Genomic DNA, 25845 nt, shown 5'->3' on the forward strand with positions numbered 1-25845 from the left:
GTGACGAAGACGGGGGGCGGTGGGCCGCGACCACGCGACGCGTGGTGGCGTGAGGCGGCGGTCACGGCGACGGCGTTCGCGTTCTGTCTGCTCGGCGGGGTGATGCAGGTCGACGACACGCTGTCAGCGCCGCGTGCCACCGCCTACGTCATCGCCGTGGTGTCCTGTGCCGTGCTGCCGGTACGGCATCGTGCACCCCTCGCCGCCCTGGCGGCCACGACCGCGGTCGGCGTGCTGGTGCCGCCCTTGGGCCTCCTGCTCACCCCGCTCATCGTGGCCCCCGCCGTGATCACCGCTTACTCGTACTCGCTCGCCGCGCGCACCGAACGGCGCGCGGCGGGCGCGGTGTTGCTCACTTCCGCGGTGCTGGTCGCCTCCATCCCTTTGTTCGGGGACTTCTCGTGGAAGGACGCGAGCAGGATGGGAGTGGTCGCGGCGTTCCCGCTGGTGGCCGGCGTCCTCGGTCACTCGGTGCGCAACCGACGGGCCTACCTGGCGGCCGTGGAGGAGCGGGCCCGGCGGGCAGAGGAGAGCCGGGACAGCGAGGCGCGCCGGAGAGTGGCCGAGGAACGGCTGCGCATAGCCCGGGAACTGCACGATCTGGTGGCCCATCAGATCACCCTGGCCAACGCGCAGGCCACGGTCGCCGCCCACCTCTTCGACGCGCGCCCGGAGCAGACCCGCAAGAGCCTCGAGGAACTCGTCGGGACCACCGCCGACGCGCTCGACGACCTGCGGGCCACGGTCGGTCTGCTGCGTCAGGCCGGAGACGCGCCCGCGTCCGCCGAACCGGCGCCCGGGTTGTCCCGGCTTCCCACGCTCCTCGATTCCTTCCGCCGCGCGGGCCTGGAGGTGTCGGTGCACCAGGAGGGCACGGCCAGGCCGCTGCCTTCGGGGGTGGACCTCACCGCCTACCGCATCGTCCAGGAGGCCCTGACCAACGTGACCAAGCACGCCGGCGCCGGTAGCGCCCGGGTGCGCCTCGCCTGGAACCGCGATCGCGTGACCATCACCGTCGCCGACGACGGAGGGGACGCTCGTACGGCGCCGACCGCGTCCCCGGGACCGAGTGCGTCCACGGGACCGAGTGCCTCCACGATGCGGGAGCGTCAGCCCGGTTACGGTCTGATCGGGATGCGTGAACGTGCCACCGCGGTCGGGGGGCACCTCTTCGCGGGCAGGCGCCCGGAGGGCGGCTTCCTCGTCTCGACCCAGCTGCCCCTCCCGCCCGCCAAGGACACGGCACGAAGCACTGACGGAGCGACACCCACCGATGGGGGACGGATGGCCGACGGAGTGACAGGCGACGGACGGACGGGCGACGGTGAGGCCGGGGAGACAGCGTGACGCTCAGGGTGCTCCTCGCCGACGATCAGGCCCTGCTGCGCGGTGCCTTCCGCATGCTTCTCGACAGCGCCGACGACATCACCGTGGTCGGCGAGGCCGGCGACGGCAGGGAGGCGGTGAGACTCACGCGGGAGCTGCGCCCGGACGTGGTGGTCATGGACATCCGTATGCCCGAGGTGGACGGTCTCACCGCCACGTCGGAGATCTGCGCGGACCCGGAACTGCGCGCCAGCCGCATCCTGATCCTCACCACGTACGAGACCGACGAGTACGTCGCTCAGGCCCTGCGCGCGGGGGCCGGCGGCTTCATCGGCAAGGGCATCGGGGCCGAGGACCTGGCGGACGCCGTCCGTACGATCGCCGACGGTGACACGCTGCTGTCCCCCGCCGCGACCCGCTCCTTGGTCGCCCGTTTCCTTGCCACACCGGACAGCGCCCCGCCGCACCACGCCGAAGAACTCGCCGTGCTCACCCCGCGCGAACGCGAGATGGTGGCCCTGGTCGCGACCGGCCTGTCCAACCAGGAGATCGCCGAGCGAATGTTCCTCAGCCCTTTCACCGTCCGCGCCCACGTACAGCGCGCCATGACGAAACTGGAGGCCCGCGACCGGGCTCAACTCGTCGTCATCGCCTACCGGACGGGCCTGGCCCACGCCGCCCCCGACGGCGGCACGGACCGCTTGTCGTAGCCCGGTACCCGGGAGCCCCTTCGGTACCCTGCGAATTCAGGTAGCTCAAGGGCTGAGTGGGCCGGTCGTGCTGTGGCAGGGGGCATGGTGACGAGTTCACGCAGCGTGGTGTTGCGTTGCTCCAGGGCCCGCGCTGTGGTGGGAAAGAGCGTGGCCGCACCGCTGTCGACCAGTGCCTGATTCATGGCTACGAATTCGCGAACGTCGCGTTCGTAGGCGGCGAACGCGGCAGTGTGGTCCCCGTTCGCGGCCAGGGCGTTGGCGAGCACGTAGGCACCGACCAGGGCAAGGCTTGAGCCTTGTCCGGTGAGGAACGAGGGTGCGTACGCGGCGTCACCGACGAGCACGACGCGGCCGCTGGACCAGTGGGGCATGCGGATCTGACCGGCCGTGTCGAAGAACAGGTCTTCCGCGTCGCGCATGGCGTTGACCATGCCAGGGACCTCCCACCCCGCTCCTGCGAAGATCGTGGCGACCAGGTCCCGCTGGGCGTCGGGGTTCCGCAGGGCATCCAACGGCGGTTCTGGTTGGTGGAAGTTCAGGAAGGCGTGCACCTCGTCGTTGTCGTGGCCCCCGACGGCGTAGAGGGCCGCGGCTTTCCCCGGGGTGTTCCACACCATGACCTCGCGGGAGAGCCCGAGGGTGTTCGGCATGGTGAAGATGGCGAAGCAGTAGCCGAGATAGCGGTGGAACCGGGCTTCGGGCCCGAACAGGTACTCCCGGGTAGGTGAGTGCATACCGTCGGCGCCTACCACGAGGTCGAACGTGCGCCGTTGGCCACTGCGGAAGGTGACGTCGACCCCTTGAACGGACTGGTCGAAGGTGTCGATGGAGTCTCCGAACAGGAATTCCACGTCATCGCGAACCATCGCGTAGAGGATCGCGGCCAGATCCCCCCGGCGCACCTCGATGTCATGCCCCTCGGCACCGCCCGCAACGGCGCTCGGGGTGAGCGAGGCGACTTCACTGCCGTCGGCGTTGAGGAAAGTGCAGCGACGCAAGTCGATATGCGCGTCCTGTAATTGCGGCAGTATCCCCATCCGCCGGACCACCTCTATCGCGGTCCCGCGGACGTCGATCGGGTAACCACCTTCGCGCAGTGCGCCTGCCTTCTCCACCACGGTGACCGCGAATCCGGACCGGTGCAGCCAGTACGCCAGCGCGGGTCCGGAGATACTGGCCCCGGAGATCAGAACTTTGCGCTTCGCCGTAGTGCTCACGTCCATCGACAGACCGGTCGGTGTCATGCCTGTGCTCCTCTTTTCGTGATGCGGACAACGAGCAGTGACAACGCGGCGACGAGGCCGGCAACCGCGAACCCTGTGACGAAGGCCGATTCAGTCGGCTGACCCGTCCTCAGGTCGGCGCCGGCGTCGAGGATCGCGCCGGCGACCTGGGCGCCCAGGGCGACGCCGATCACGCGAGTGACCACGAGCAGGCTGGTGGCGATGCCGATGTCCTTGGTCTCGATGGCGGTGGCGGTGCCGGCAAGCAACGCCGTGGTACCGACGCCCGCGGCGAACGCGGTCAGCACCTTCGCGACGACGAGCTGCCATTCCGCGGTGTGCAGCGACGCCAGGGCGATCATCGTGGACGCCGTGACGACGGTGCCCACGATGACCACGGCACGCGGACCGAAACGCCGCGCCGCGATCCCGCCCACCGAATCGCTCACCGCACCGGCGATGGCGCCGGGCAGCAGGAACAGTCCGATGTCGGTGGTGCCGGCTCCAAAGCCGTATCCGTCGGCCGATACCCCGAACAGTTGCGGAAGCAGAAAGGCCACCATCCCGAAACTGGTGGTGATGACGAAGGTGAGCACGCACGCATTCCACATCGCGGGCTTCGCCAGCATGCGCAGGTCGACCATCGGCGAGGTCGCCCGGCGCTCGACGACGACCCATCCGGTCGCGAGGGTGGCCACGACCACCGCGATGGCACCGACCGCGAGTGGCGGCACGCCGCCGTCCCTCGTCACCGTCACGAGCCCGAGCATGAACGCGAGCAACGTGCCACTCAGCAGAACCGTGCCAGGCCAGTCGATCCTGTCGTCTGACGGGATCGGCGGATCGTGCGGCATCAGCCGCGCCACGGCCAACGTCGTCGCGATGATCGCGATCGTCGGCAGCGCGAACATCCACTGCCAGGACAGTCCTTCCGCGATCGGACCGGCGAACAGCGTTCCCACCGTGCTGCCGCCCGTGAACAGCGCGACGACCAGCCCGATCGCCGCCTGTGACGCTCCTGTCGGGAGATGTTTGCGCACCAGGATGAAGGAGAGGGGCAGCGCGCCCACCATGACGCCCTGCAACACCTGGCCGAGCAACAGCACCGGCAGGTTCGGCGCCAGGCCGGCCATCAGACCACCGGCCGAGACCACGGCCATCAGCCGGACCAGCACCCGCTTCCCACCGTAGCGGTCGCCGAGTTTGCCCGCGACGGGGGTGATGACCGCGCCGGTGATGAGTAATGCGTTGCCGATCAAAGCCCCTTCGGCGGGACTGACCCCCAACTCACGTTGCAGCAGCGGGAGAGCGGGCTCCACCACTGACTGCAGGGTGCCGAGGGCAAGCGCCAAGATGCCGAGGGCGCCGATCGACAGCCACCCGTTGCGGACCGGGGAGACCACGGCTTCGGATATCGACGTCGTTTTCACTGGCGCTCGTCCAGCACCAGGGCACCCAGCCACAGAACACCCACGAACCGGCGCTGCCGGAAGGCCCACCGTCCGATCCGGTAAGGAAAAGTCGCCACCTGCTGATCACTCCAGACACCGCTGGACAACGGGGAATGCGCGAAATCTCGCGCATTCCCACACTGCCCTTCGGTGTCTTCGCGGGCATCGTCCCCCGCAGCCGTTCTGGCCTGGTGCACCCGGACCAGCCACTCACCCGTCCTGGTGCCTACGCACTACAAACCGACTTGGGCGTTTGCAGGAGTGCGTCTGACCCCGAGGGGCCTCTCAGCGCAGCCGGCGCACGCGCAGCACCAGGTCGTCGGTATGGTGCGCGCCGCCGCCACCGTCGGGTGCCACGCGTGGCCGTTGTTCGTCCACCTCTACCGCCCAGTCGTCGTCGAGTGCGTCGACGACCATCGAGGGCCAGACGTAGTCAGCCGGATCAAAGCCGCTCTCGTCCGCCTGTTGGGTGTCGATCCCCGCGTGGTGTACGACCAGCAGCACGCCGCCGGGGGCGACGGCCGCGAGCAGCGCTCGCTCGGCCGCGGCGTCGGAGGTGCGCAGCAAGGCCGGGTACTGCGCGGAGACCAGGTCGAAGGAGGCCGCCGGGAGCGCCGCCTCGGTGAGTTCGGCGTGTACCCAGTGAACGGCGACGCCGGCGTCCCGCGCGTGCCCGGCCGCCCGCTCCAGCGCCACGCCCGAGACCTCGAGCGCGGTCACGTCCCAGCCGCGGCGCGCGAGCCACACGGCGTCCGCGCCCTCGCCGCAGCCGACGTCGAGTACCCGCCCGGGTGTGAGCCCGGCGGCCTCCGCCACGAGCGCACCGTTGGGCCGGCCGCTCCACAACTGTTGTCGGTCGGCGTACCGGTTGTCCCACTCCGCCCGCACCGCGGGGTCTCCGACATATCCGTCGGCGGGCGAGGGGATATCGGACGCGGGCGATGTTGCTGCGATGTTGTCGGTCACGGGCCCACCGTCACCCACTGGGTCACGGGTCTGCCACTCCTGTTGCCGGTCCGGCAAACTGGCGTCCAAAGAACGTCGGAGTCATGCCTCCGCCGTCGGCGCATTGCGGGCGAGGACCGGTCGCCGCAGTGACCGATCCGCGCACCCGGGCGACTGCCTACTGCGGCTTGGTCGCGATCTGGATCAGGTTGCCGCAGGTGTCGTCGAAGACGGCGGTGGTGACGGGACCCATCTCCAGGGGCTCCTGGGTGAAGCGGACTCCGAGGCCGTGCAGGCGCTGGTACTCCGCCTTCACGTCGTCGACGGCGAACTGGGCGAGTGGGATGCCCTCTTGGACGAGTGCGTCACGGAAGGTCTTGACGGCCGGGTGACCCGCGGGCTCCAGAAGGAGTTCGGTGCCCTCGGGCTCCTCGGGCGAGACGACGGTCAGCCACCGGTCCTTCTCGCCCACCGGGACGTCGTGCTTCTTCACGAAGCCGAGGATCTCGGTGTAGAAGTGCTCGGCCTTGGCCTGGTCGTCGACGAAAACGCTGGTCAGATGGATCTTCATGGAGTGCTCTTCTCTGGTCCGGACGTATCGGCCACCAGCCATCGCTCGGCGATCTGCCGCAGCGGGCCTGTGTTCAGCTCGTGGAACTTGTAGCGGCCCTCCCGCCGTGTCTCGACGAGCCCGGCAGCCTCCAGCACGGCGAGGTGTTGGGAGACCGCTTGGCGCGAGATGCCGAGCTGGTGCTTCATGCTCAGTCGGGAGCAGATCTCGAACAGCGTCTGTCCGGACTTCTCCGCGAGTTCATCGAGGATGGTGCGGCGGGTGGGGTCGGCCAAAGCTTTGAAAAGGTCATCGGCCACGACTCCACAATAGGCAACTGTTCACTTGCATATCAAGTCGACGGGCACCCCCAACCGTCAGACGACGTTCACGGCGTCGAGGAAGCGGGCGGCGAGCTCGGTGTCGCCGGTGACAGCGTGGTGGCTCGCCGGCTGGCGCGCCGGTACTCGGCCATCACATCGGCACGGCTCCGGTCCCGCCGTCGACCGACGGGGCCTTCATTCACCTGTTCGAGGCTGGCGGCGAAGCTCGTGCGCAGCCCGGCGGGTATGTAGAAGCTGCGCGCCGTCGCACCGATGTGGGCGACGACGTCGGCGATGCGCATCCGGCTGCGGCGCTGGGCGCGGTTCATTGGTCGTCGGTGAGACTGCCGGTGAAGTTTCAGCATCTCGGCGCGTTCGGCGCGCAGGGCGGCGACCATGTTCGGCAGGTCCGCCGCGGGCAGGCGATTGCTCACGTCGTCTTCTTCTCTGACTGTGAGGCGGGACGACGGATCGCCTCCACGGCCGCATCGTAAAGGTCGAACTGGTCGGCCTGTCCGCCCAGGCGCATCCACTCTTCTGTTGCTGCCTGGAGGCAGGTGATCGCCGCTGCCGCGATCGCGCGCGCCTGGAGGGTGCGGCGGTCGGAGTCGGGCAGTCGCGGCTCGATCAGCGGTGCGAACAGGTCCTGCCAGCGAGCCTGCTTCTCGGCGTGGCCGGGGCGCAGGGATTCATTGCCGAACAGCAGCGTGGTCATCTCGAGCCGGCGCTCGGCCGTGAGGTCGATCTCCTCGAGCACCTGGAACGCCGCGCGCAGTGACGTCCACGGGTCCTCGTCGGCCGGGCGCTCGGCGAGCCGCGCGGCGATCAATTCCCCCTGCTCGGACAGGCCGTTGAGCGCGAGGTCTTCCTTGTTGCGGAAGTAGTTGAACAGGGTCCGCTTGGAGACACCCGCCGCGGCGGCGATCTCTTCGAGCGTCGTGTCGTCGTACCCCTTGGCGACGAACAGTTCGAGGGCGGTGCGGGCGAGTAGCGAGCGAACCACCGAGCGGGTCTGCTCCCGAAGCGGTGCCGGTTTCTGAGCCATGCACCAATGGTACATCTCTACATGCGACGCACTGACTTGCACTCAGTGCAAAGCAGTGCGTAGAGTGCACGACATGAGCAAAGTCGACTATCGCCGCCAGACCGTCATCGTCACCGGAGCCAGCTCCGGGCTCGGCGCGGAGTTCGCGCGCCAGTTGGCCCGTCGCGGCTCCGATCTCGTACTCGTCGCCCGCCGGGCGGACCGGCTCAAGGACCTGGCCGACGAACTCACACGGGCCCACGGCGTCACAGTCACCGTCATCGCCCGCGACCTCGGCCTGCCCGACGCCGGCCGCACGCTGCGCGCCGAACTCGAATCCCGTGGCATCCACGCCACCGGACTGGTCAACAACGCCGGCTTCGGCACTCACGACGCCCTCGTCGACGAGGATCCGGACCGCCTGCAGAGCATGATCGCGCTGAACGTCAGCGCGCTGGTCGACCTCAGCCGCGCCTACATCGGCCCACTGACCTCCGCCGGCACCGGCGTCCTGATCAACGTCGCCAGCCTCCTGGGCTTCCAGCCGACCCCGTACCTGAGCGTCTACGGCGCCACCAAGGCCTTCGTCCTCAGCTTCACCGAATCGCTCTGGGAAGAGAGCCGCGATACCGGCCTGCGGGTCCTCGCCGTGTGCCCCGGTGCCACGAAGACCGAGTTCTTCGACGCCGCCGGCAGCCAGTCCGCCGACTACGGCACGAAGCGGGCCGCACCCGCTGACGTCGTCAGGACGGCCCTCGACACGCTCGACCGCCGCTCCGCGCCTCCGTCGGTGATCACCAACGGCCGCCCGCTCGCCCTCGCCGGCAAGATCCTGCCGCGCCGCCTGATCGTCCGGTTCATGGGCCGGATGGCCCGCCGTTAGCCGGCCCTGCTCCTCCGTCGCTCACCCCAGCAGCAGTCGCCCTCACCAGCAGCAAAGGAACAACACCATGAGTGGAGCGTGCCGCCGGGGGCGCCGTCCGGTTCGCGGAAGTCGCTCGTCCCGATCGTCTTCTCGGCCGGGGGACTCTCCGCTCCAGCTCGGCGACGATGACGTCCTTGCCCTGTGCCTGGGGTGCGCTCGCGTCGGTGTGCTGCCAGCAGAACCACAACGCGTCGATCTGCGGCCCGGCTGGTCGCGGAACCGGCAGTGGGACGGGTTCCGGACACTGGTCTCCGTCACTGCCGGGCAACTGATGGGCCGAAGAAGGAATTGGGCCGCGCAGCCGTCGGTGCGGCAGAGCTAATCTGCGCGAATGAAGCGGATTCAGCGGGCCGCTGGCGCGGTCGTCGGCTCAGCGGTGGGTGACGCCCTGGGCGGCCCCTTCGAGTTCGGTCCCCAGGGAGCGTTCTCCGCGCGGTTTCCCGCGCCCGGTACGCCCGGTGCCGGCGGCGAAATGTGTGGAGGCGGTGGCTGGGAGCCTGGGGAGGCCACTGACGACACGCAGATGGCCGTCCTGGTCGCAGAGTCGCTGCTGGAGCGGGGCGGACTGGACCTGCCGGACATCTTCACCCGCTTCCAGCGGTGGGCAGCATCAGAACCGAAGGACATCGGCTTGCAGACCGAAGACGTCCTGACCAACGGCATGCCCTGGGACCTCGCCGCCGCGATCCATTTCCAGGTCAACCAACGGGCGGCGGGAAACGGCTCCTTGATGCGGGCGTCGACCTCCGCGGTCCACTTCGCAGCCGCCGGCCAGGAAGCCACCATGGACGCGGCCCGGCGCATCGCTGCCCTCACCCACGGCGACCGCGCGGCCTGGGAAGGCACCGCGATCTTCCACGAACTCATCCGCGTCACGTTCGAGGACACCGACCCCCTCACCGCGCTTCCGGACATCCTGGCTCTCGTCCACCCGGACCACCGCGGCCGCTACGCCACCGTCCTCGCACCCGACTGGCACCCCGATCTGGCAACCGAGTTCAACGGTGCCGTCTGGCCCTGCCTGGGATCTGCCGTCTGGGCCCTGCGCACCACCACCAGCTTCGAAGGCGCGATACGCGCGGCGATCGACCTCGGCGGTGACACGGACACCGTCGCCGCGGTGACCGGGGGCCTCGCGGGGGCGTACTACGGGCTGGATGCAATCCCGGCCCACTGGACCCAGCCGCTCCATGTCCCCCTGCCCGGATTCGACGGACGGGTACTGCACCTGGCAGATCTGCTCCTTGCACAGCGCCTCGCAACCACTCACGCCGGTGATCCGCCGACCGATAGCCGCTGTTGAGGCGGCGAAGGCCACAGTACGAACTCGGCTTCGCCCGCCGACGTCCGGCTTCGCACTACACAGCGCAGGTGCCGTTGTAGCAGGCGTCTTAAGGGGGTTTCCGTGGTCGTTCGTGTTCTGGCCGGGCTGTCGCGCTCACGCCTTCCAGCGGCCGGCGCCACTGTCTGCCCTGGAAAGGCGTGGGGCTTCACAGGTTAGGTTTCCGTGTGGGTGTGCCAGAGATGACTGGGGGGTCTCGACACGCGGGGTGCGTTCCTCGATCGGTCCGCGGGCAGCCCGTGTCAACTGCGGAAGTGGCGGCCCCCGGATTCGTCCGGTCTCGGCCCGTCGGCATCAGGTGAGCCTGACGTTTGACCTTCGCGTTCCAGCTGGTCCTCCGGTGAGGGACAACATCGGCTGTTACCTCGACAGCTCGTTGTCGTCACGGTTCGGCGGCGCACCAGCGTGTAGGCGTGCTCGCGCCAGAGGCCGTGCCCATGGCGAGAAGACCACAAGTCCAGACCGGCACCACCGGCGGTTGCTTATTCAACGGGTGCATTGTCCTGTGTGTCCTTTTGCTCGTGACCGTCGTAAGCGCCTGGATCTGGCTGACAACCCAACCAGAGCGCGATGAGGCCAAGGCCCGTGCAAATCTGCGTGCCAACGTAGAAAGAAACCAGCAGCGCCTCAGCCGAGTCGCAGCTGACGGGATCTTGCAAGACGCAGAGATCGCCCAGCTTTTCCCTCCCGCGAAGCCGGCCAAGGGATTGGTCGACATCAAAAGGCAAGCGGAATCGACCACCGTCATCGCGGAAATGCTCGGCTTGGGGGCTTCCGACTTGGTGTCGCCCTGGACGCGACGTCCTTTCATCCGCTCGGGCTCGGCCCGCCGACCTCGCTACCCATGTGCCCACGCAATATCGAACGGCCTGCCGCCAACAGGCATGTCAACAGGTGGGAGGGCTATTTATTTCGACCGTCAGACGGCCAGGGGAGGCTTCAATTACAGGACCAGGCATTCACATTGCAAGGATGTGTGCCGACTGTATTCGTCCTTCCGTCGAATACTGGTCCACGCGCTGTGCCGAGGAGCCGGCTAGCCACCTCGGCGATCCGCTCGAACGAGCGGATCAGGTTGCGCGGCGCACAAGCAAGACGACGCATATGAACGCCGACTCGACCATTCCTCGCAGATGTGCAGGTGTCACCCATGACCCTTTACGCCCGCAGCGCCAGCAGAAGCCCCTTTTATATAGGGACGGCGCAGCCTCCTCAATATTTCGGAATCCGGCCATCAAGCCCGTCAAGCACGACCACGCCACCCTTCTGACGGCGTGATGCATCAATATCCCTCATCCACGTTCTCGTCTCGTCCGCTGTCGAAGCGATTGAAAGCACGCAGCATTTCGGCCACTCGCCGTACCAACTCGATTTGTTCATCAAGTAACGTGGGCGGTTTCGAGGGGCGTTCGTAAGGAGACTCCTTCATCCGGACCTGCTCGAAAGACCTTCTGTTCATGAGATCGTATCCTTCCGGACGATTTCGACGATTCTGTCCATCACGGCGTCGAGGGCATCTCGCCTCGCCCGCCACTCCGGCTCGCCATCTTTGCTGGCTCGGACGAACTCCCGAAGCCGGTGGCGCAGGTCTTCCACGTCCGAGACAACACTCGGGCTCCCAACTAAGTCTAAATGCGCCATCGCGGAGTTGACCTCGGAAAAATCGAAGTGGAGAGCGTCGCCGCCGGGACACACTCCCCCTGTTGGGCGGGAGTATTGGACCCGCACCCGCGAGACGGCGAGTTTCAAATTGATCGCGGAACGCACGCGCTCCTCTCGCAGCCACTTTTCATGATCGCCGTGGGCGGTCATCTTAGCGACAAGGACAACGGCGATCAAAGACAGCACTGCGCTGACTCCCGAAACAACGGCCGCCACCCACTCCATCAGAGAATCCCTAAGGTGTCTTCGCCCGAATCCTGCTGAGCGTCCGCTGGCGGCTCCTCATGCACGGTCTCGTCGTCGGGCGCGTTGCTGCTGCCTACGTCGTTCTCCCTGCCACCCAGGAGCGCGCTGCCCGTGAACGTACTGGCCGACTCTTTTTGGTCTTGTAGGAACGCTTCGGCTTTCCTCAATACCTCGAAGGGATCCTGGGGAGAGGGCGTTGGCGGCTCTCCGTCGAGGTCACTCGCATTGGACTCGGCCTCCTCGACCCTCACTATCTCCGGGACGCGAACCTCTGCGGCCGCTCGCTCAAGAGCCTGGTCGGCCTGAGCCAGCGCGACTGCCTCAGCAACGGCGCCAGGACGCTCTCCGGAATTGCTCATGTGCGCTGTAAAGGGGTCAAGGCGCTCGCCGTTGACAGTAAGGGCCACCACCCCCTGGTACTTGGCGATTCGGGACAGCTCGTCGGCAGTCAGCCCCACTTCCGGGGCCAGTCGTTCGGCGTCGCGCCATCCGACACCATGGATGATGATATTGCCAACGTTTCCCAGGATGGTCTGGGCCAGGGCTTCATTCGGAAAGCCCTCATGCAGGGAGAAGGTAGAGAGCTGACCCAGTGTCTGGTGAGCCAGTGTGATACCGAGGTTGAACTTCCGTGCCTCGGGGATCAGGGTGGCGAACGACGTGCCCACGAAGTTCTGGAACTCGTCAACGATCAACATCGCGGGAGTCTCGCTGCCGCGGAAGGCGCCATTCATCGTGGCGCGCATAACGCGCTTCACTATGAACGAACCCAGAAACTTGCTCGACGCGGCACCCAGCGCGATCTGCGGAACCTTGACCAGCACGGCCGCCGCACGGCGCAACATGCTGTCCAGGTTGACACTTGGCTTCCCACTGGTCGAGGAGGACAGCACTCCGGGGCGGCGGAAGTCTCCGAACTTTGAGATGAACCACTGCTCCAGCTCAGCCCGTTCGGACTCTCCCATTCTATCGTGCAGACTCCATTGTCGTACGAGGTCGGTGCGCCCGAGGCGTTTGAGCCGACCTACGACCCGGTCACGGTAATCCAAGTCCTCGACAAGCGTTGGCACGTCACCGATCCTCGCCCACTCGCCGTTGTCCTCATCCGCAGCCGCCACCAGCGAATGCAGGCACATACGCATGAGGTCGTCGAACCGCGGGCCCGACCACTGGTAGTACTGGGCGGCGACCATCATTTCGATAAGATCTTCGATATTAGCGAGGACTTCCTCCTCGTCGATCGCGTCGAGGTAAATCGGGTTGAGGCTCGGCACGCGATCTTTAGTGAAGTCGAGGGTGATCAGCGGATCACGGAGGGTGGCGTGGCGCACCGCGTAGTCGAAGAGGTCGCCGTGCGGATCCACGATGATGACGGGCCCGCCACCACCGAGATCATGTCGGACGATGTTCTTGAGCGTGTTGGTCTTCCCCACGCCGGTGCGGCCGACGAGGTAGGTGTGCAGCAGCCGGCTCCCGTCAGGAACGCACACCTCCTGCTGGTCGTCCACAAAGGGGCGGGCTGCACTGGCGGTCCCGATCTTGGCGCCTTCACCCAGAACGGCGAAGTCGTTCATGGCGAGGAAGAGAGGGCGCCGTCGGCCCAGACCGCGACCTTGGATGCGGCCGTGTGGCGGGTGCAGGATGCGGTGCGCAACCTCGACCGAATAATTGACGCCAGCCGTCATGTTCGTGTCATCTGCGTCGGTGACCTTGTAGTCCCCGCCAAACAGAGCTGCCCCCACCAGATTGGCCAGCGGTGCGTTTGGCTCGGGCGTGGTCAGCACCACTTGGACACCCAGCTTGACGTCTCCGGAGGGTTGGGCGGCGAACCAGCGCACGCCTTCGCCGCTGCCCAACTCGACGGTCGCCTCCGTCTGTTTCTCCACGGTCGGCCCGATGTCCTGTTCGCTTTCTTCCGCCCACAGGCCGCTGATTTCCAGAGCGCAGCCGCCGCCGATGGCCCGCATCACGTCGACCAGGAAGCCGTTGTCCTCACGGATCTTTGGCAGCACGGACTGCTCAGGCGTGATTACCACGCGATGCCCTGCGATGGTGGTGTACTTGGAGGTGTAGGCCTCCCAGCCGCCGAGGAACACCGATCGGGTGATCCGTTGCAGGGATTCGAAGTAGGCCCTGCTGCCCTCGTCGGAGGGGCCAAAGAAATTGACCGAGTAGCGTCCTGCGACGTTGCCGGTGGTTGGGTCCTCCTCGGTCTCCAGACGATAGGTGATCCGTGAACCGGGCGGCGCCGACCGAGCGAACGTGAGGAGCAGGTCTTGCTGGTCGGAGAGGGTCGAGACTGCGTTGTCCGAGTCGTACATGCCGAGTCCGATGGAGAAATGCCAGCGGAGCTCACCATCCGCGTCATCGCCGTCGGCCAGTACGGACCGCGGGCTTGCGTTCCCGGACTCGACGTAGTACTTCCCCGCCGCCTTGACCAGCAGTTGATACGTCTCCGGAGCGCGGTCGGTGTCTGGCGACAGCAACCTCTGGACTTGCTGCGAGATTGTTGACAGTGCACGATGCCGGTATTCGGAAACGGAGTGTGTCTCCGGTGAGAGCAAGTGCCGTGCAAGTTGCTTCGCCATGTCGGGTGTCAACAGGTCGTCGTCATTCGCTTGCTGATAGAGCTCCAGCGCGTCAGCGATCAGCGTAAGCCGCGGCTTTCCCCTGAGGTAGTCCAACCATCGCTGCTCCTCCTCGCCGCCGTCCGCGGCGGAGGCGGTGCCCTGCGCCAGCTCCTGGAACGCGCGGACGACGTCGGCGGCGCGTCCGTCGGTGCGCGACACCATGGCGCTGCGCAAGGACACACGATTCGGCTTCTTCAGCAGCGGCGTCGGCCTCTCGGACGGACCGTGCCATTCGACGGCGAGGATTCCCTCTGCTGCCGCAGGAATCGGTGTGGGTATACCATCTCTCACGAAGAGGTCCTGGCACCCCGAGGCGTGGACGGTGGAGCCCCCGAATCTGCTGTGGTTGGCGAGAATGCGTGGGAAGTCACGGGGAGCATCGGGTTTAAACGCTTGCAGGTTGCCGGTGAAGGCGGGAATGGCCAGTACGTCGGGCTTCTGCCCGTGACCTCCCAAGCTGGGCCCGGCAACTAAGTAGTCCTTGCATATTGCAACGCCCAACTGGATGACCTCGCCGCCTTTCGTGATCTCTATCACTCGCGGGCCGGAGCCCTGCTCAAGGTCCTCGTCCTCGGCTGCGTGCCGCTTGGCCACCAAGTGGCAGTTGGTGCCGTCGAATACCGCTGCCACGTTGGCGCTTTGCGGGACGTTGTCATCGGTGTAATTTGCGAGGGCTGCGAGACCGGTACTCCGGGGCACACCCAGTCCGGCGACGATGGTGAGGCGTGGCGCAAATCCCGCGAAGATGCGCAAAGTTGTGGGGTCGGTGATGAATGCGTATTCGGGGAAGACGCATAGGTCGACCGACTGCGCTTCCAGGAAAGAGAGAATCTGTTCGAGGCGGCGGTTCTGGAAGTCGATCAGACCGGACTCCATCTTCGTTCGCGTTGACTTGAACGCGCCGATGGACTTTCCGAGGTTGGCGAGGGACACCTCGGGGTCCATGAGCTCCAGGCCCCAGGCCAGCGGCTCCGCGGGGGTCCATAATTTGTGGCCGGGAATCACGGCACTCGGAACAAAGTCCATCTGGACAGCAGCCATGCTGAGCACTGGCTCTCCCCCCTCGCATGAGCACTCTCAGCAACCATAGCGGACTTACTGTGACGGCGAGAAGCCTTCCGGCTGGGTTGTGGGCCTTCCGTACCGCCCCTCCGAGAGGAGCAGCGGCGCTCCTCTGGACCAGGTCTCATCATTGATCTTGTCCTGCGCGCGGTGAGCTGACCGACGCGGCGTATGCGCGGATGGCGCTGTGCTGGCAAGTGCTGGCGGGCCATGGCGCGACCACCGGCAGGGAGCAGCGGGGGCCACGGTGAAAGCGGCCACACCCGAGACCATAGAGCAGCAGTTCGCCCAGGTTGGCGACTCAAAGGGCTCAGAATGTGCCGACTTCGCAAGCTAAGGGCTCTGAGGCGGTCGCAATGGGGCAGCCATCATGGTGCTGAACGGTGGAAAGATCTGCCGTGGCGAGCTCCCATAGGTCCGGTCGCGTCTGAGGGCGCAATTCCGCAACGACCGCAGGAGATATCGCGTTGGTGGGGGGTAGCGGGCATCGTGGCGTCAATCGTTGGCGCCGGAGAGGGGGCAGAGGTAGCCGCTCGCTTGACCGGCCGGTACGAGTCAAGAAGCCAGCATGCCCACTGGCGACGCCAAGTGCGCCGGGACGCCTACGCGGCCTTTCTGCTCTATTTCCCGGTCACGAGCTGAGACGTTGATTCTCACCAGATGGAAACTGAAGGCAGAGACCTAGTCTTGGCCTACAACAGTGCCATCAGGGACGCAACAGCAGTTGATCGTCAACTACTCCTTTATCGAAGGTGTTCCACCATAGGTTGACCTTGTCTCGGAGGCCGCCACGCACGTCCATCTTCGTGTACGAGACCACGGTGGAGGTCTGTTATGCCTTCCATATTCCCCCACCTGAACGCGGAGCCCCGCGCGTTTCCGTGCGGCAACTCCCCGACGAGACATGCACAGCCAGCACAGTCAGCACCCCTCCGAGCGCACTCAGCCGGTGACGCGCCTCGGTGCGGTGCCTCTCTCTGGTGATGGGAGAGCCGACTGTATGCCTCCCCGGTGGCGACGCGGCCCACGTCTTGGCGGATCGCCGTGCGACGATTCTTCGGTCCCGCTGGCCGTCGGTTGATTTCTTGAGAGCAGAGGGCGCGTATGGACATTCGGCAGCTGGAGTACTTCCTTGCGATTGTTGATCGCGGGGGGTTCAACCGTGCGGCCTCGGCTCTGTACGTGTCGCAGCCGTCGCTGTCGCAGGCCGTGCGGGCACTGGAGCGTGATCTCGGCTCCGAGCTGTTCCATCGGATCGGGCGTAGGGCAGTCCTGACGGAGGCCGGAAGGGCCCTGATCGAGCCTGCCCGGGAGGCCGTGCGGAGTCTGGAGACGGCGCGGGCGAGTGTCGCGGCGGTGCATGAGCTGCGTGAGGGACGCCTGGATGTGGCGTCGATGCCGTCGCAGGCGGTGGAGCCGCTGCCTTGGTGAGTGCCTTCAGCCACCGGTATCCCGGCGTCTCTGTGGCCATCAATGCGGCGTTCACCTCGCGTGATGTGATCGACATGGTGCGTACGGGTGCCGTGGAGTTGGGGCTCCTGGCGTCCGCCGGTCCGGTCTCCGACAAGGAGGTCATCTCACATGCGCTGGGGCGGCAGCGTTTTGTGCTGGTGGTGCCGGCCGACGGCCCGTTCGTTGATCGGACGGCGGTGGAGTGCCGGGAGCTTGCGTGACAGCGGCTGATCGTCGGGCAGCCGGGTACCGGGATGCGCGCCTACGTCGACGCGGTGCGGGAGCAGGGCATCGAGTTCACCGTCGCCGCCGAGACCGAGCACCGCGTGTCGCTCATGCCCCTGGTGCTGGCCGGAGTCGGGCTCGCGGTGGTCACGGATTCCTGGCGCGACGTCGCCCGGCGACTGGGCTCCCGCGTCCTGGACATCGAGCCGGAGACCACCTTGGACATCGCCCTCGTCAGCCGCCGCGGCAGCCTGTCGCCCGCAGCCGCCGCGTTCGTCTCGAGCGCGATCTCGGCCGCCGACGGCTGATAGGCACCGCTTATAAGGGAGATCCGCTTTGGGTCTTGGACGTCCCACGGACCACCTTGCTGCAATGGGCGGCATGACGACGAACCACCGCGCCCTGATCCCCGGTGACGGCATCGGCGCCGAGGTACTGCCCCCAGCACGCAGGTGCTCGATGTTCACGCGCGCCGCCACGGCTTCAGCCTGTCCTACACGTCGTACGACGACTGGTCGTGCGAGCGGTACCTGCGGGAGGGCGCCATGATGCCCGCCGACGGGATCGACCAGCTGCGTGACAAGGACGCGATCCTCCTGGGCGCGGTGGGATACCCGGGAGTGCCCGACCATGTCTCGCTGTGGGGGCTGCTGATCCCGATCCGGCGCAGCTTCCGCCAGTACGTCAACCTCCGGCCCATCCGTGTCTTCGACGGCATCGACAGTCCGGTGCGCGGCGCGCGGCCGGGCGAGGTCGATTTCGTCGTCGTGCGCGAGAACATGGAAGGCGAGTACAGCGAGGTCGGCGGCCGACTCAACAGAGGCTTCCCGGACGAGATCGCCGTGCAGGAGGGCGTGTTCACCCGGGCCGGTGTCTCACGCGTGCTGGACTACGCCTTCACGCTCGCCTCCCAGCGCGGCGGCCGTCTGACCTCCGCGACCAAGTCGAACGGCATCGTGCACACCATGCCGTTCTGGGACCAGCTCGTCACCGAGCGGGCCGCCTCGTTCCCGCAGGTCGCCTGGGACCAGGAGCACATCGACGCGCTCGCGGCCAAGTTCGTCTTCGAACCGGCCCGCTTCGACGTCGTCGTCGCCTCCAACCTCTTCGGCGACATCCTCAGCGACCTCGCGGCCGCGGTCGCCGGATCCATCGGCATCGCCCCGGCGGCCAACCTCAACCCCGAGCGGGACTTCCCCTCCATGTTCGAGCCGGTGCACGGCTCCGCGCCCGACATCGCGGGCCAGGGCACCGGCCAGCAGGTGCCAGTCCACTCGGGTCGCAATGCGGCTCCTGGATCACGTCGTGCGCTCTCAGCCGCTTGACTACCAGCTCGCTCTGATCGGCATGTTGGACAGGACATGGCTCAACGAGATCGCATCTGACCGCATACTCCCCAGGAGTCCCTCACCACCACCGATTCCCGGATGTCCTGCTCTGGCAGGCTCTATGGTGAGCCCGTGGAGATGGAGATGAGGGCCAAGAAGGCTGTCGCCCGCATATGTGAGACCTCCGATGGCTTCCGTCAACTACTGGGCGATTCCGCGCCGCTTGACGCCGTCCTTGATGTTCTGCGTTCCGGCGCCGGTGAAACCGCCGTGTTGACCGGCCTGCTCGACGGCCTGGACAGCGCCTTGCTGCAAGCCGGTGATGAGCTCGGCCTGTACGGCGAAGGCGGCAGGGGCCCGCTCACGGTGCCCTCCAACGGATTCGGGCCTGCACGTCGTACGGAGATCGTCTTCCACTGCCCTGAAGGACGCTGCGCCCGGATGGTGCGGCCTGAGGCAACCGTGGCGGCGCGTCCGCGCTGCGCGGTTTTCGATGAGGATCTTGCCTGGACAGCATCTTGACCGGCCTGCTCGCCGAGGTCGGCAAGAAGTTCGCCGAGCGCTGGCTGACACTGCTGGTGCTGCCCGGTGTGCTGTACGTGTGCGCTGTGGTTGCTGCCCATTACCTCGACGGTTTCGCTTTCGGGTCGCTGACCGGACGAGTTGAGGCGCTTGCACCACGAAACAACGCCTCCGCGCTCATGTACATGCTTGTGCTCGGGGTGGTTGCGGCCGCCGTTGGGCTCGCCGCTTCGGCTGTTGGCTCGCTGGTCGAGCGGCTGTGGCTCGCGGAGAGCTGGCAGTCCTGGCCGCGGCCCCTGCGGGGTCTGGCCCTGCGGAGGGTGTCGGCCCGGCAGCGCCGCTGGGATGCCTCCCATGAGGTCGAGTCCGCACTCAGGGAGCGGTACCTCAGCGGTCGGATCCCCGGCAGCCCGGCTTCTGGTGTCAGTGATCTGGACCTGGACCTGGCGTTGAGCAGAGTCCTGGCGACCGCTCAGGAACGTCCCCTCCGTCCGACGTGGATGGGGGACCGGATGCAGGCCGTCGTGATCCGCTACCGGCGGGAGTGCGATCTGGACCTGCCCAGTGTCTGGCCCTGTCTGTGGCTCATGCTGCCGGACCAGGCACGCGTGGAGATCAAGGAGGCCCGGGAGCGGATCACCAAGGCGACGACGCTGGCCGGCTGGGCCGTGCTCTATGTGGCGGTCGCCGTCCTCTGGTGGCCCGCCTCTGTTGTGGTCGTCGGCCTGTTCATGACGGCACGGCAGCGAGGTCGCCGGGCGGTGGAGACGTATGCCGTGCTCGTGGAGGCGGCGACCCGGTTGCACGCCCCCGAACTGGCCCGTGGCCTGGGCTTGGACCACGATGGTCCACTCGATGCCCGGACCGGCCAGGCGATGACGCTCCTCGTGCAGGGCCAGGGCCGTTTGATCCCCTTGACGGTCGGATGGCCGCAGCCCAGGCCGCCGGACTGACCGCGCGATGGCGCTCAACTCCTCGCGATAAATGGTGCTTCAGGGTTTCACAATCGGGGGTGGACACCGGTGGGACTAGACGTGCTGGCATCCATGGAAGCGCGGCTGCGGTCGTTCCACGCGGACGGCGATCCAGGGCATCTACTCGGCGAGAAGGCACAGGCCGAAGCGAGAGCGCTGGCCGCTGTGCTCGATTCCGACAGCGATCTCAGGTGCCATGTCACGCTTGGCTTGTTTCACTGGTACCGCAGTCGCGTTCTCTCCGGGCACGACACTTCGGAGGAGGGCGAGAAGGCTCAGGATCTCCTGCTGCCGTGCTATGTCGCCGGGTCGGCCCTACCTGCTCCCCTGGTGCCGATCCTGGCCGAGCGCTCTTTGCGGTTGTTCACCGAGCGGCTGGACGAGACGTTCGCCGGTTCGGCAGGCCCCCCGCCCAGCGTGTTGGTGTCCGCCTGGGCGCGCAGTCTGCGGGAAGCACCCAGCGGTCCTCGTGACGAGATCGTCGCCAGGGTGCTTCCCACCGGTGGCACCTATACGCCGGAGCAGGTCGACCTCCTGGTCGACGTGGGCCGGGCCATCGTCGCCGCGACCCCTCCCGACCACGGTGACCGAGCCCGCCGCCTGGACGCGTTGGCCAATGCCCTGTTCGGACGCTTCCTTTCCGAGGACGCCGAGGCCGACCTCAAAGCAGCCTATGAAGCGGGCCGCATCGCCCAGGAGATCACTGCGTCCGACGTTCCGCCCGCTCCTGAGCTGACGAGCCGACGGCGTATGGTGGAGCGCCTCCATCTCAGGCGTACGGCGCGGTTGCAGGAACTCGACACGGCCATCGAGGACGCCCGCCGCGCCCTGGCGGCCGCTGAGGAAGCCGGTCGGCGGGCCTGTCTCTACGCCCTGGCAACGGCCTTGGACAGCAGGTACAGAAGGACCGGGTCAGCAGCGGATCTTCAGGAGGCCGTCGACGCATACGACGAGCTGGTGCGGAGCACACCTGCCGGCTATCCCCGGGTCCTGCGGGTAGGAGAGATCAGCGACCTCGCTGAGGCAGTGTCCGAGCTCTACCAACTACACCGCCGGCGGACCGACCTCGACAAGAGCATCGACATCCTGACATTGCTGCTCCACACCACCGACGAGGCGGGCCCTCTGTACAGCGAGGTCGTCGGTGGCCTGGCCGGCATGCTGACAACCCGCCACGAAATCACCGGGATTCGGGGAGACATCGATGCCGCGGTAACGCTCCTGGAGACGAGCGCGCGTCGTCTGTCCGCCAGTGCTCCGCAGGTCGCACAGGTACTGCTGCTGCACGGCCGCGTCCTGGAGTTACGGGAGGAGCGCCTGTCGCAGCCCGCGGACCTCGACTCCGCGATCGTCCTGTATCGGCGGGCCTCGCTGGTTCCCGGGCCCGATCAGACGGTACGTCTCAACGCGCTGGCACATCTGGGCTCGGCATTGCGCAAGCGGTCACAGCGATCCGGGAGCGCGAGTGACATCGACGCGTCTGTTTCCGCGTGTCGCCAGTCCGTCGAAGAAGCGCCGCCCGGGCACCCGTTGCTCGCTTCCCTGCGAACCAACCTCGCCGCCTCACACAACGCCCGTTACCATCTGACGGGCGGCGTCACGGATCTCGATACGGAAATCGAAATCAACCGCATGCTGAAAGACTCCGCCCGCCCGGAAGACCCCGCATACCCCCTGTATTTCGCCCGCCTCGGCAATGCCCTGGCCTTCCGGTTCCATGCGACAGATGAATCCTCGGATCTGAACGAGGCGATCGACGTACTCCGCACGGGTCTGGAGCGTGCAGATGACGACAGCCCGCATGTCGCGATGCTCGAGCATGCCCTTCGGGACACCTATCGCCTGCGTGGCAACGTCACCAAGGACTGGCGAGACCTGGAAGCCGCCGCCGCGGCCACGAAGTCTCAACCGTATGTCCCCACCTCTGCCGACGTTCCTCAACGAGAGCATCTTGGCTACTACATCGACGAACACGGCGTAGTGCGCCTTGAGAACAACCGCTGGAACGGCGGACTGCTGCCGATCCTGATGAAAGTACGTGAGACGTTGGCCGACATCCCGACAACGTCTCCGGAGTGGCCCTACGCGCAGCAGCTGAAGAAGGTCCTGAGCGAACCACCGGAAACTCTCGGAGGCGTACCGGGGGTGATGAAGGCCGTCGACGACTACGGCGCCGCCCTTGTGCCGATCACCGTGAAGCAGACGACTGAGGGACATCTCGACTTCGATGCCTTTGTCGGAGAACTCAGAGCCCAGTTCGCGCACCCCGTCACGCGGCCGTACGCGGAGCTACGCATTCATACGGCGATCGACATGCACGAAGAGATGCTCCAAAATCTGGAGTCCGGCGGCCACAGATACTCCTACCTGGCACTGGCGTGTGCCAGGCTCGCCCTGTACGAGCAGTCGGGCCACCTGTCCGAACTGGACACAGCCTTGAATGCCGTGCGCTCTGCCATCGCCGCGACGCCCCCGGGGCATCACGAACAGGCTGCGCACCACTGGTTCCTGGCCGATGCCCTGCGAGAACGCTATGAGCGGACAGGGGAACCGGAAGATCTCAGGGGCCTGATCACCTCGCTGCGTCACCTGGCACGGATGCTGCCGACCGCCGGTCCAGTGCCAGGTCGGCTGTACTTCAATCTCGCGTGCGCCCATCAGCTGGCCTTCGAACGGTGGGGGGCCGAGCGGGACCGTACAGAGGCTCTACGATCACTGGAGCACGCACAGGCCTGTCTGACCGCCGAAGACCTTGATCACGAGCTGTACCGCGCGCTGCGGGTCTGGCGGTCGCACGAGGGACTGGATTCCACCAGTTCTCTCGGCTTGCTCGACGACGTGATCGTGGCGTGCCGCGCTGTACTCGGCTCTCTGCCCGATCACGATGCGGACCGGGTGGCATGCCAGTCGAGTCTCGGTGAGCTCTTGCGTCTGCGTCACGCTCGCACTGGGGACCGCCGGTCCCTCGACGAAGCCGTGGAGGTGTCCCGGTGTGCCGTCGATCCGACGGTGGTGCCGCGGGCGGCTCGTGCCGCCGATCTGGCAAGACTGGCCGTACTGCTGCACCACCGTTACCGCACGGACGAAGACGACTCCGACCGCACCGCGGCGATCGACGCCTACGTGCGCGCATCCGCGCACCTCACCGCGGCGCCGACGGTCCGGATTCACGCCGCCCGGGATGCCGCCGATCTCCTGGCGCCGGACAACCCCCGGGAAGCCGCCCGGGTTCTCAGCACAGCGGTGCGGCTGCTGCCCGACACCGCCCCGCGTCAGCAGGCGCGTGAACTGCGGCAGAGCGCCTTGTCGGCGTTCCCGGGTCTCGTCGCCGATGCGGTTGCGCTCACGCTCGCCACCGGGGAGGCGGATGGGCAGGCCCCGCTGCGGGCTCTCACCCTGCTGGAGTCGGGCCGCGCGGTACTGATCGGTCAGGCGTTGGAGGTGCGCGGTGACGTCGCACTCCTCCAACAGCATCATCCCGCTCTCGCGCGGCGCCTCGTCGACATTCGATCCGCCCTGCATCTCGCTGACAGCGACTGGGAGAGGGAGGAGGAGACTGCCGGTGGCTCGCCGGCTCCAGCCTCCCGTCACGGCCGTCACCTGGTCGAGGAACTCGCCGACGTGCTCCGGGAGATCCGTGGGCAACCGGGTTTCGCCTCCTTCGCCATGCCCCCGACCCTCAAGTCACTGACCGCCCAGGCAGCGCAGGGTCCCATCGTCGCCTTCAACATCAGCACGTACCGCAGTGATGCCCTGATCATCACGGAAGGCGGGGTGACGAACGTGGAGTTGCCCGCGCTCGATCACCAGGCCGTACGGCATCAAGTGCGGGCCTTCCATCGGGCACTGCGGCAGACCGCGGATGCGCAGTTGCAGCCCGTGCAGCGCAGAGACGCCCAGGACCGCTTGTGGGAGGGGCTCGCCTGGCTCTGGGACAACGCCGCCGGTCCCGTACTGCATCACCTCCGTATCCGCACAACGCACCGTGCGTCGACGCCGTGGCCGCGCGTGTGGTGGGTACCGGGGGGTCTGTTGGGGCAACTCCCGCTGCACGCGGCTGGTCACCACGACGACGGTCCCGATGCCGCGGACCGCCGTACGGTGATGGACCGGGTGGTCTCCTCCTATTCACCGAGTCTCCGCGCGCTGGACTTCTCCCGGGCGCGCAGCAGGAACCATCACCGGCGGCCGGACAAGGCACTCGTGGTGTCCATGCCGACAACTCCCGGGATGGACGCGCCACTTGCGGGCGCCGGCCTCGAAGCCGACCTGCTGAAGGCGTTGCTTCCCGCATCGCTTCACCTTTCGGCTCCGACCAGCGCACAGGTCATGACGCACGTGGCCGACTACCCCATCGTGCACTTCGCCTGCCATGCCCTGTGCCATCCGACGGACCCGTCGCACAGCATGCTGTTGCTCGCGGACCACGAGGGCGCGCCTATGACGGTCCGACGCCTCAATACCCTTCTCCTACAGCAGGGCCGGCTCGCCTATCTGTCCGCCTGCAGCACTGCCGCCACCGCCGCCGACTTCCTGCTCGACGAAGCCATTCATCTCACATCGGCGTTCCAGCTCGCCGGCTTCCCGCATGTCATCGGCACCCTGTGGCAGGTGAACGACGCTGCCGCCCTCCGGGTCGCCACGGCCTTCTACGGTCATCTTGCCCAAGCCGGCACCGGCCCGGACGACGTGGCACTGGCGCTGCACAAGACCGTCCGGGACCTGCGGGACCGTTACCCCAAACTGGTCAGCACTTGGGCTGCTCATCTGCACACCGGTGCCTGACCCCTGCCGGAGGCGGGGTGCCCCACCCCGCCTCCGGTCAGCGGGTGGCGAGGAACTCGAGCGTGTCGATCACGCGGTTCGAGAAGCCCCACTCGTTGTCGTACCACGCGACCACCTTGACGTGGCGGCCGTCGACGCGGGTGAGGGCCGAGTCGAAGATCGACGAGGCGGGGTTGCCCACGATGTCGGACGACACGAGCGGGTCCTCCGAGTACTCGAGGACGCCGGCGAGCGGCCCCTCCGCCGCGGCGCGGTACGCCGCCAGCACGTCGTCGCGCGTCACATCGCGCGCGACGGTCGTGTTGAGTTCGACGATCGAGCCCACCGGCACCGGTACCCGGATCGAGTCGCCCGACAGCTTGCCGTCGAGGTTCGGCAGCACCAGGCCGATCGCCTTGGCGGCGCCTGTCGTGGTCGGCACGATGTTGACGCCGGCGGCCCGGGCGCGACGGGCGTCGCGGTGCGGACCGTCCTGCAGGTTCTGCTCCTGCGTGTAGGCGTGCACCGTCGTCATGAACCCGTGCTCGATGCCTGCGAGGTCGTCGAGCACCTTGGCCAGCGGCGCGAGCGCGTTGGTGGTGCAGGAGGCGTTCGAGACGATCGTGTGCATCGCCGGGTCGTAGGCGTCGGTGTTGACCCCGAACGCGAGCGTGACGTCGGCGCCGTCCGACGGCGCGCTGACGAGCACCTTCTTCGCGCCCGCGTCGAGATGCGCCCGGGCCGCCTTGGCCGAGGTGAAGCGGCCGGTGGCTTCCAGGACGATGTCGACGCCGAGTTCGGCCCAGGGCAGCTGCGCCGGTTCGCGCTCGGCCAGCACCGTGATCCGACGGCCGTCGACGACGAGGGCGTCCCCGTCGGCGGTCACCGGGCGCCCGAGCCGGCCGGCCGTGCTGTCGTAGGCGAGGAGCCGGGCGAGAGTGGCGGGCTCGGTGAGGTCGTTGACGGCGACGATCTCCAAAGTGCTGTCGCGTTCCAGCAGGGCGCGCAGCACATTGCGTCCGATGCGGCCGAATCCGTTGATGGCGATGCGAGTCATGAGTGATGTCCCTTCCCTTCCCCACCAGGCTCGCCCGCGGTACGCACCGCTGACAGTGGCGGTATCGCCACGGTTCAAAAGGATCTCGCCACGCGGTGCCG

Annotated in this window: 17 protein-coding genes and 2 pseudogenes; 9 read left to right on the forward strand and 10 right to left on the reverse strand. The window is 67.1% G+C overall.

Annotated features, from left to right (window positions below; all coding sequences use genetic code 11):
• Both ABFX81_RS39465 and ABFX81_RS39470 read left to right on the forward strand, forming a co-directional pair.
• Positions 1-1347 carry a histidine kinase gene (locus tag ABFX81_RS39465; protein ID WP_086851468.1) on the forward strand — a complete coding sequence of 449 codons (1347 nt, stop codon included), beginning with the start codon at positions 1-3 and terminating at the stop codon, positions 1345-1347.
• Positions 1344-2036 (forward strand): response regulator transcription factor, encoded by a 693-nt coding sequence (locus ABFX81_RS39470; protein WP_346139437.1) that lies wholly within the window; start codon positions 1344-1346, stop codon positions 2034-2036. Before ABFX81_RS39465 ends, ABFX81_RS39470 begins: the two co-directional genes overlap by 4 nt.
• Here ABFX81_RS39470 and ABFX81_RS39475 read toward each other — a convergent pair.
• The 7 genes from ABFX81_RS39475 to ABFX81_RS39505 all read right to left on the reverse strand — a co-directional run bounded on the left by ABFX81_RS39475 (position 1979) and on the right by ABFX81_RS39505 (position 7576).
• Positions 1979-3283, reverse strand: coding sequence for an FAD-dependent monooxygenase (locus tag ABFX81_RS39475; protein ID WP_086854147.1), 1305 nt, complete (start codon positions 3281-3283; stop codon positions 1979-1981). The genes ABFX81_RS39470 and ABFX81_RS39475 overlap by 58 nt on opposite strands.
• Positions 3280-4677 (reverse strand): MFS transporter, encoded by a 1398-nt coding sequence (locus tag ABFX81_RS39480; RefSeq protein WP_086854151.1) that lies wholly within the window; start codon positions 4675-4677, stop codon positions 3280-3282. Before ABFX81_RS39480 ends, ABFX81_RS39475 begins: the two co-directional genes overlap by 4 nt.
• 321 nt (positions 4678-4998) lie before the next feature.
• On the reverse strand, positions 4999-5679 hold the full coding sequence (locus tag ABFX81_RS39485) for a methyltransferase domain-containing protein (protein WP_086854150.1): 681 nt from the start codon (positions 5677-5679) through the stop codon (positions 4999-5001).
• A 157-nt stretch (positions 5680-5836) separates the two neighbouring features.
• The gene (locus tag ABFX81_RS39490) at positions 5837-6229 is read right to left on the reverse strand and encodes a VOC family protein (RefSeq protein WP_086854146.1); all 393 of its coding nucleotides are present in this window, start codon (positions 6227-6229) and stop codon (positions 5837-5839) included.
• Positions 6226-6528: a metalloregulator ArsR/SmtB family transcription factor gene (locus tag ABFX81_RS39495; protein WP_086854145.1), complete on the reverse strand. Its 303-nt coding sequence runs from the start codon at positions 6526-6528 to the stop codon at positions 6226-6228. The genes ABFX81_RS39490 and ABFX81_RS39495 overlap by 4 nt, the downstream gene beginning before the upstream one ends.
• 68 nt (positions 6529-6596) lie before the next feature.
• Positions 6597-6965, reverse strand: coding sequence for a hypothetical protein (locus ABFX81_RS39500; protein WP_086854144.1), 369 nt, complete (start codon positions 6963-6965; stop codon positions 6597-6599).
• Complete coding sequence (locus ABFX81_RS39505) at positions 6962-7576, reverse strand: TetR/AcrR family transcriptional regulator (protein WP_346139439.1); 615 nt, start codon at positions 7574-7576, stop codon at positions 6962-6964. Before ABFX81_RS39505 ends, ABFX81_RS39500 begins: the two co-directional genes overlap by 4 nt.
• Before the next feature lie 73 nt (positions 7577-7649).
• Between ABFX81_RS39505 and ABFX81_RS39510 the strand changes: the two genes are divergently transcribed.
• Positions 7650-8438: an SDR family NAD(P)-dependent oxidoreductase gene (locus tag ABFX81_RS39510; RefSeq protein ID WP_086854149.1), complete on the forward strand. Its 789-nt coding sequence runs from the start codon at positions 7650-7652 to the stop codon at positions 8436-8438.
• Between the two features lie 373 nt (positions 8439-8811).
• Positions 8812-9783: an ADP-ribosylglycohydrolase family protein gene (locus tag ABFX81_RS39515; protein ID WP_086854142.1), complete on the forward strand. Its 972-nt coding sequence runs from the start codon at positions 8812-8814 to the stop codon at positions 9781-9783.
• A gap of 1494 nt (positions 9784-11277) precedes the next feature.
• Here the strand turns inward: ABFX81_RS39515 and ABFX81_RS39520 are convergent.
• Positions 11278-11709 carry a hypothetical protein gene (locus tag ABFX81_RS39520; protein ID WP_086854141.1) on the reverse strand — a complete coding sequence of 144 codons (432 nt, stop codon included), beginning with the start codon at positions 11707-11709 and terminating at the stop codon, positions 11278-11280.
• Positions 11709-15401, reverse strand: coding sequence for a helicase HerA domain-containing protein (locus ABFX81_RS39525; protein WP_346139440.1), 3693 nt, complete (start codon positions 15399-15401; stop codon positions 11709-11711). The genes ABFX81_RS39520 and ABFX81_RS39525 overlap by 1 nt, the downstream gene beginning before the upstream one ends.
• 1125 nt (positions 15402-16526) lie before the next feature.
• Here ABFX81_RS39525 and ABFX81_RS39530 point away from each other — a divergent pair.
• From ABFX81_RS39530 to ABFX81_RS39550, 5 genes and pseudogenes are all read left to right on the forward strand, one after another.
• Positions 16527-17407 (forward strand): annotated as a pseudogene (locus tag ABFX81_RS39530) (LysR family transcriptional regulator).
• A gap of 73 nt (positions 17408-17480) precedes the next feature.
• Positions 17481-18349 (forward strand): annotated as a pseudogene (locus ABFX81_RS39535) (isocitrate/isopropylmalate family dehydrogenase); the annotation flags it as partial.
• Positions 18350-18559: 210 nt separating this feature from the next.
• A complete protein-coding gene (locus tag ABFX81_RS39540; protein WP_346139441.1) occupies positions 18560-18949 on the forward strand; it encodes a hypothetical protein in 390 nt (129 codons plus the stop codon).
• Positions 18946-19902, forward strand: coding sequence for a hypothetical protein (locus ABFX81_RS39545; RefSeq protein WP_086854138.1), 957 nt, complete (start codon positions 18946-18948; stop codon positions 19900-19902). The genes ABFX81_RS39540 and ABFX81_RS39545 overlap by 4 nt, the downstream gene beginning before the upstream one ends.
• An 81-nt stretch (positions 19903-19983) precedes the next feature.
• A complete protein-coding gene (locus ABFX81_RS39550; RefSeq protein WP_346139442.1) occupies positions 19984-24708 on the forward strand; it encodes a CHAT domain-containing protein in 4725 nt (1574 codons plus the stop codon).
• 37 nt (positions 24709-24745) lie between these two features.
• Here ABFX81_RS39550 and gap read toward each other — a convergent pair whose 3' ends face one another.
• Complete coding sequence (gene gap, locus ABFX81_RS39555; RefSeq protein ID WP_086854136.1) at positions 24746-25744, reverse strand: type I glyceraldehyde-3-phosphate dehydrogenase; 999 nt, start codon at positions 25742-25744, stop codon at positions 24746-24748.
• Positions 25745-25845 lie beyond the last annotated feature (101 nt).

It is taken from the genome of Streptomyces coeruleofuscus (assembly GCF_039532725.1).
GTDB classification, from domain to species: domain Bacteria; phylum Actinomycetota; class Actinomycetes; order Streptomycetales; family Streptomycetaceae; genus Streptomyces; species Streptomyces coeruleofuscus.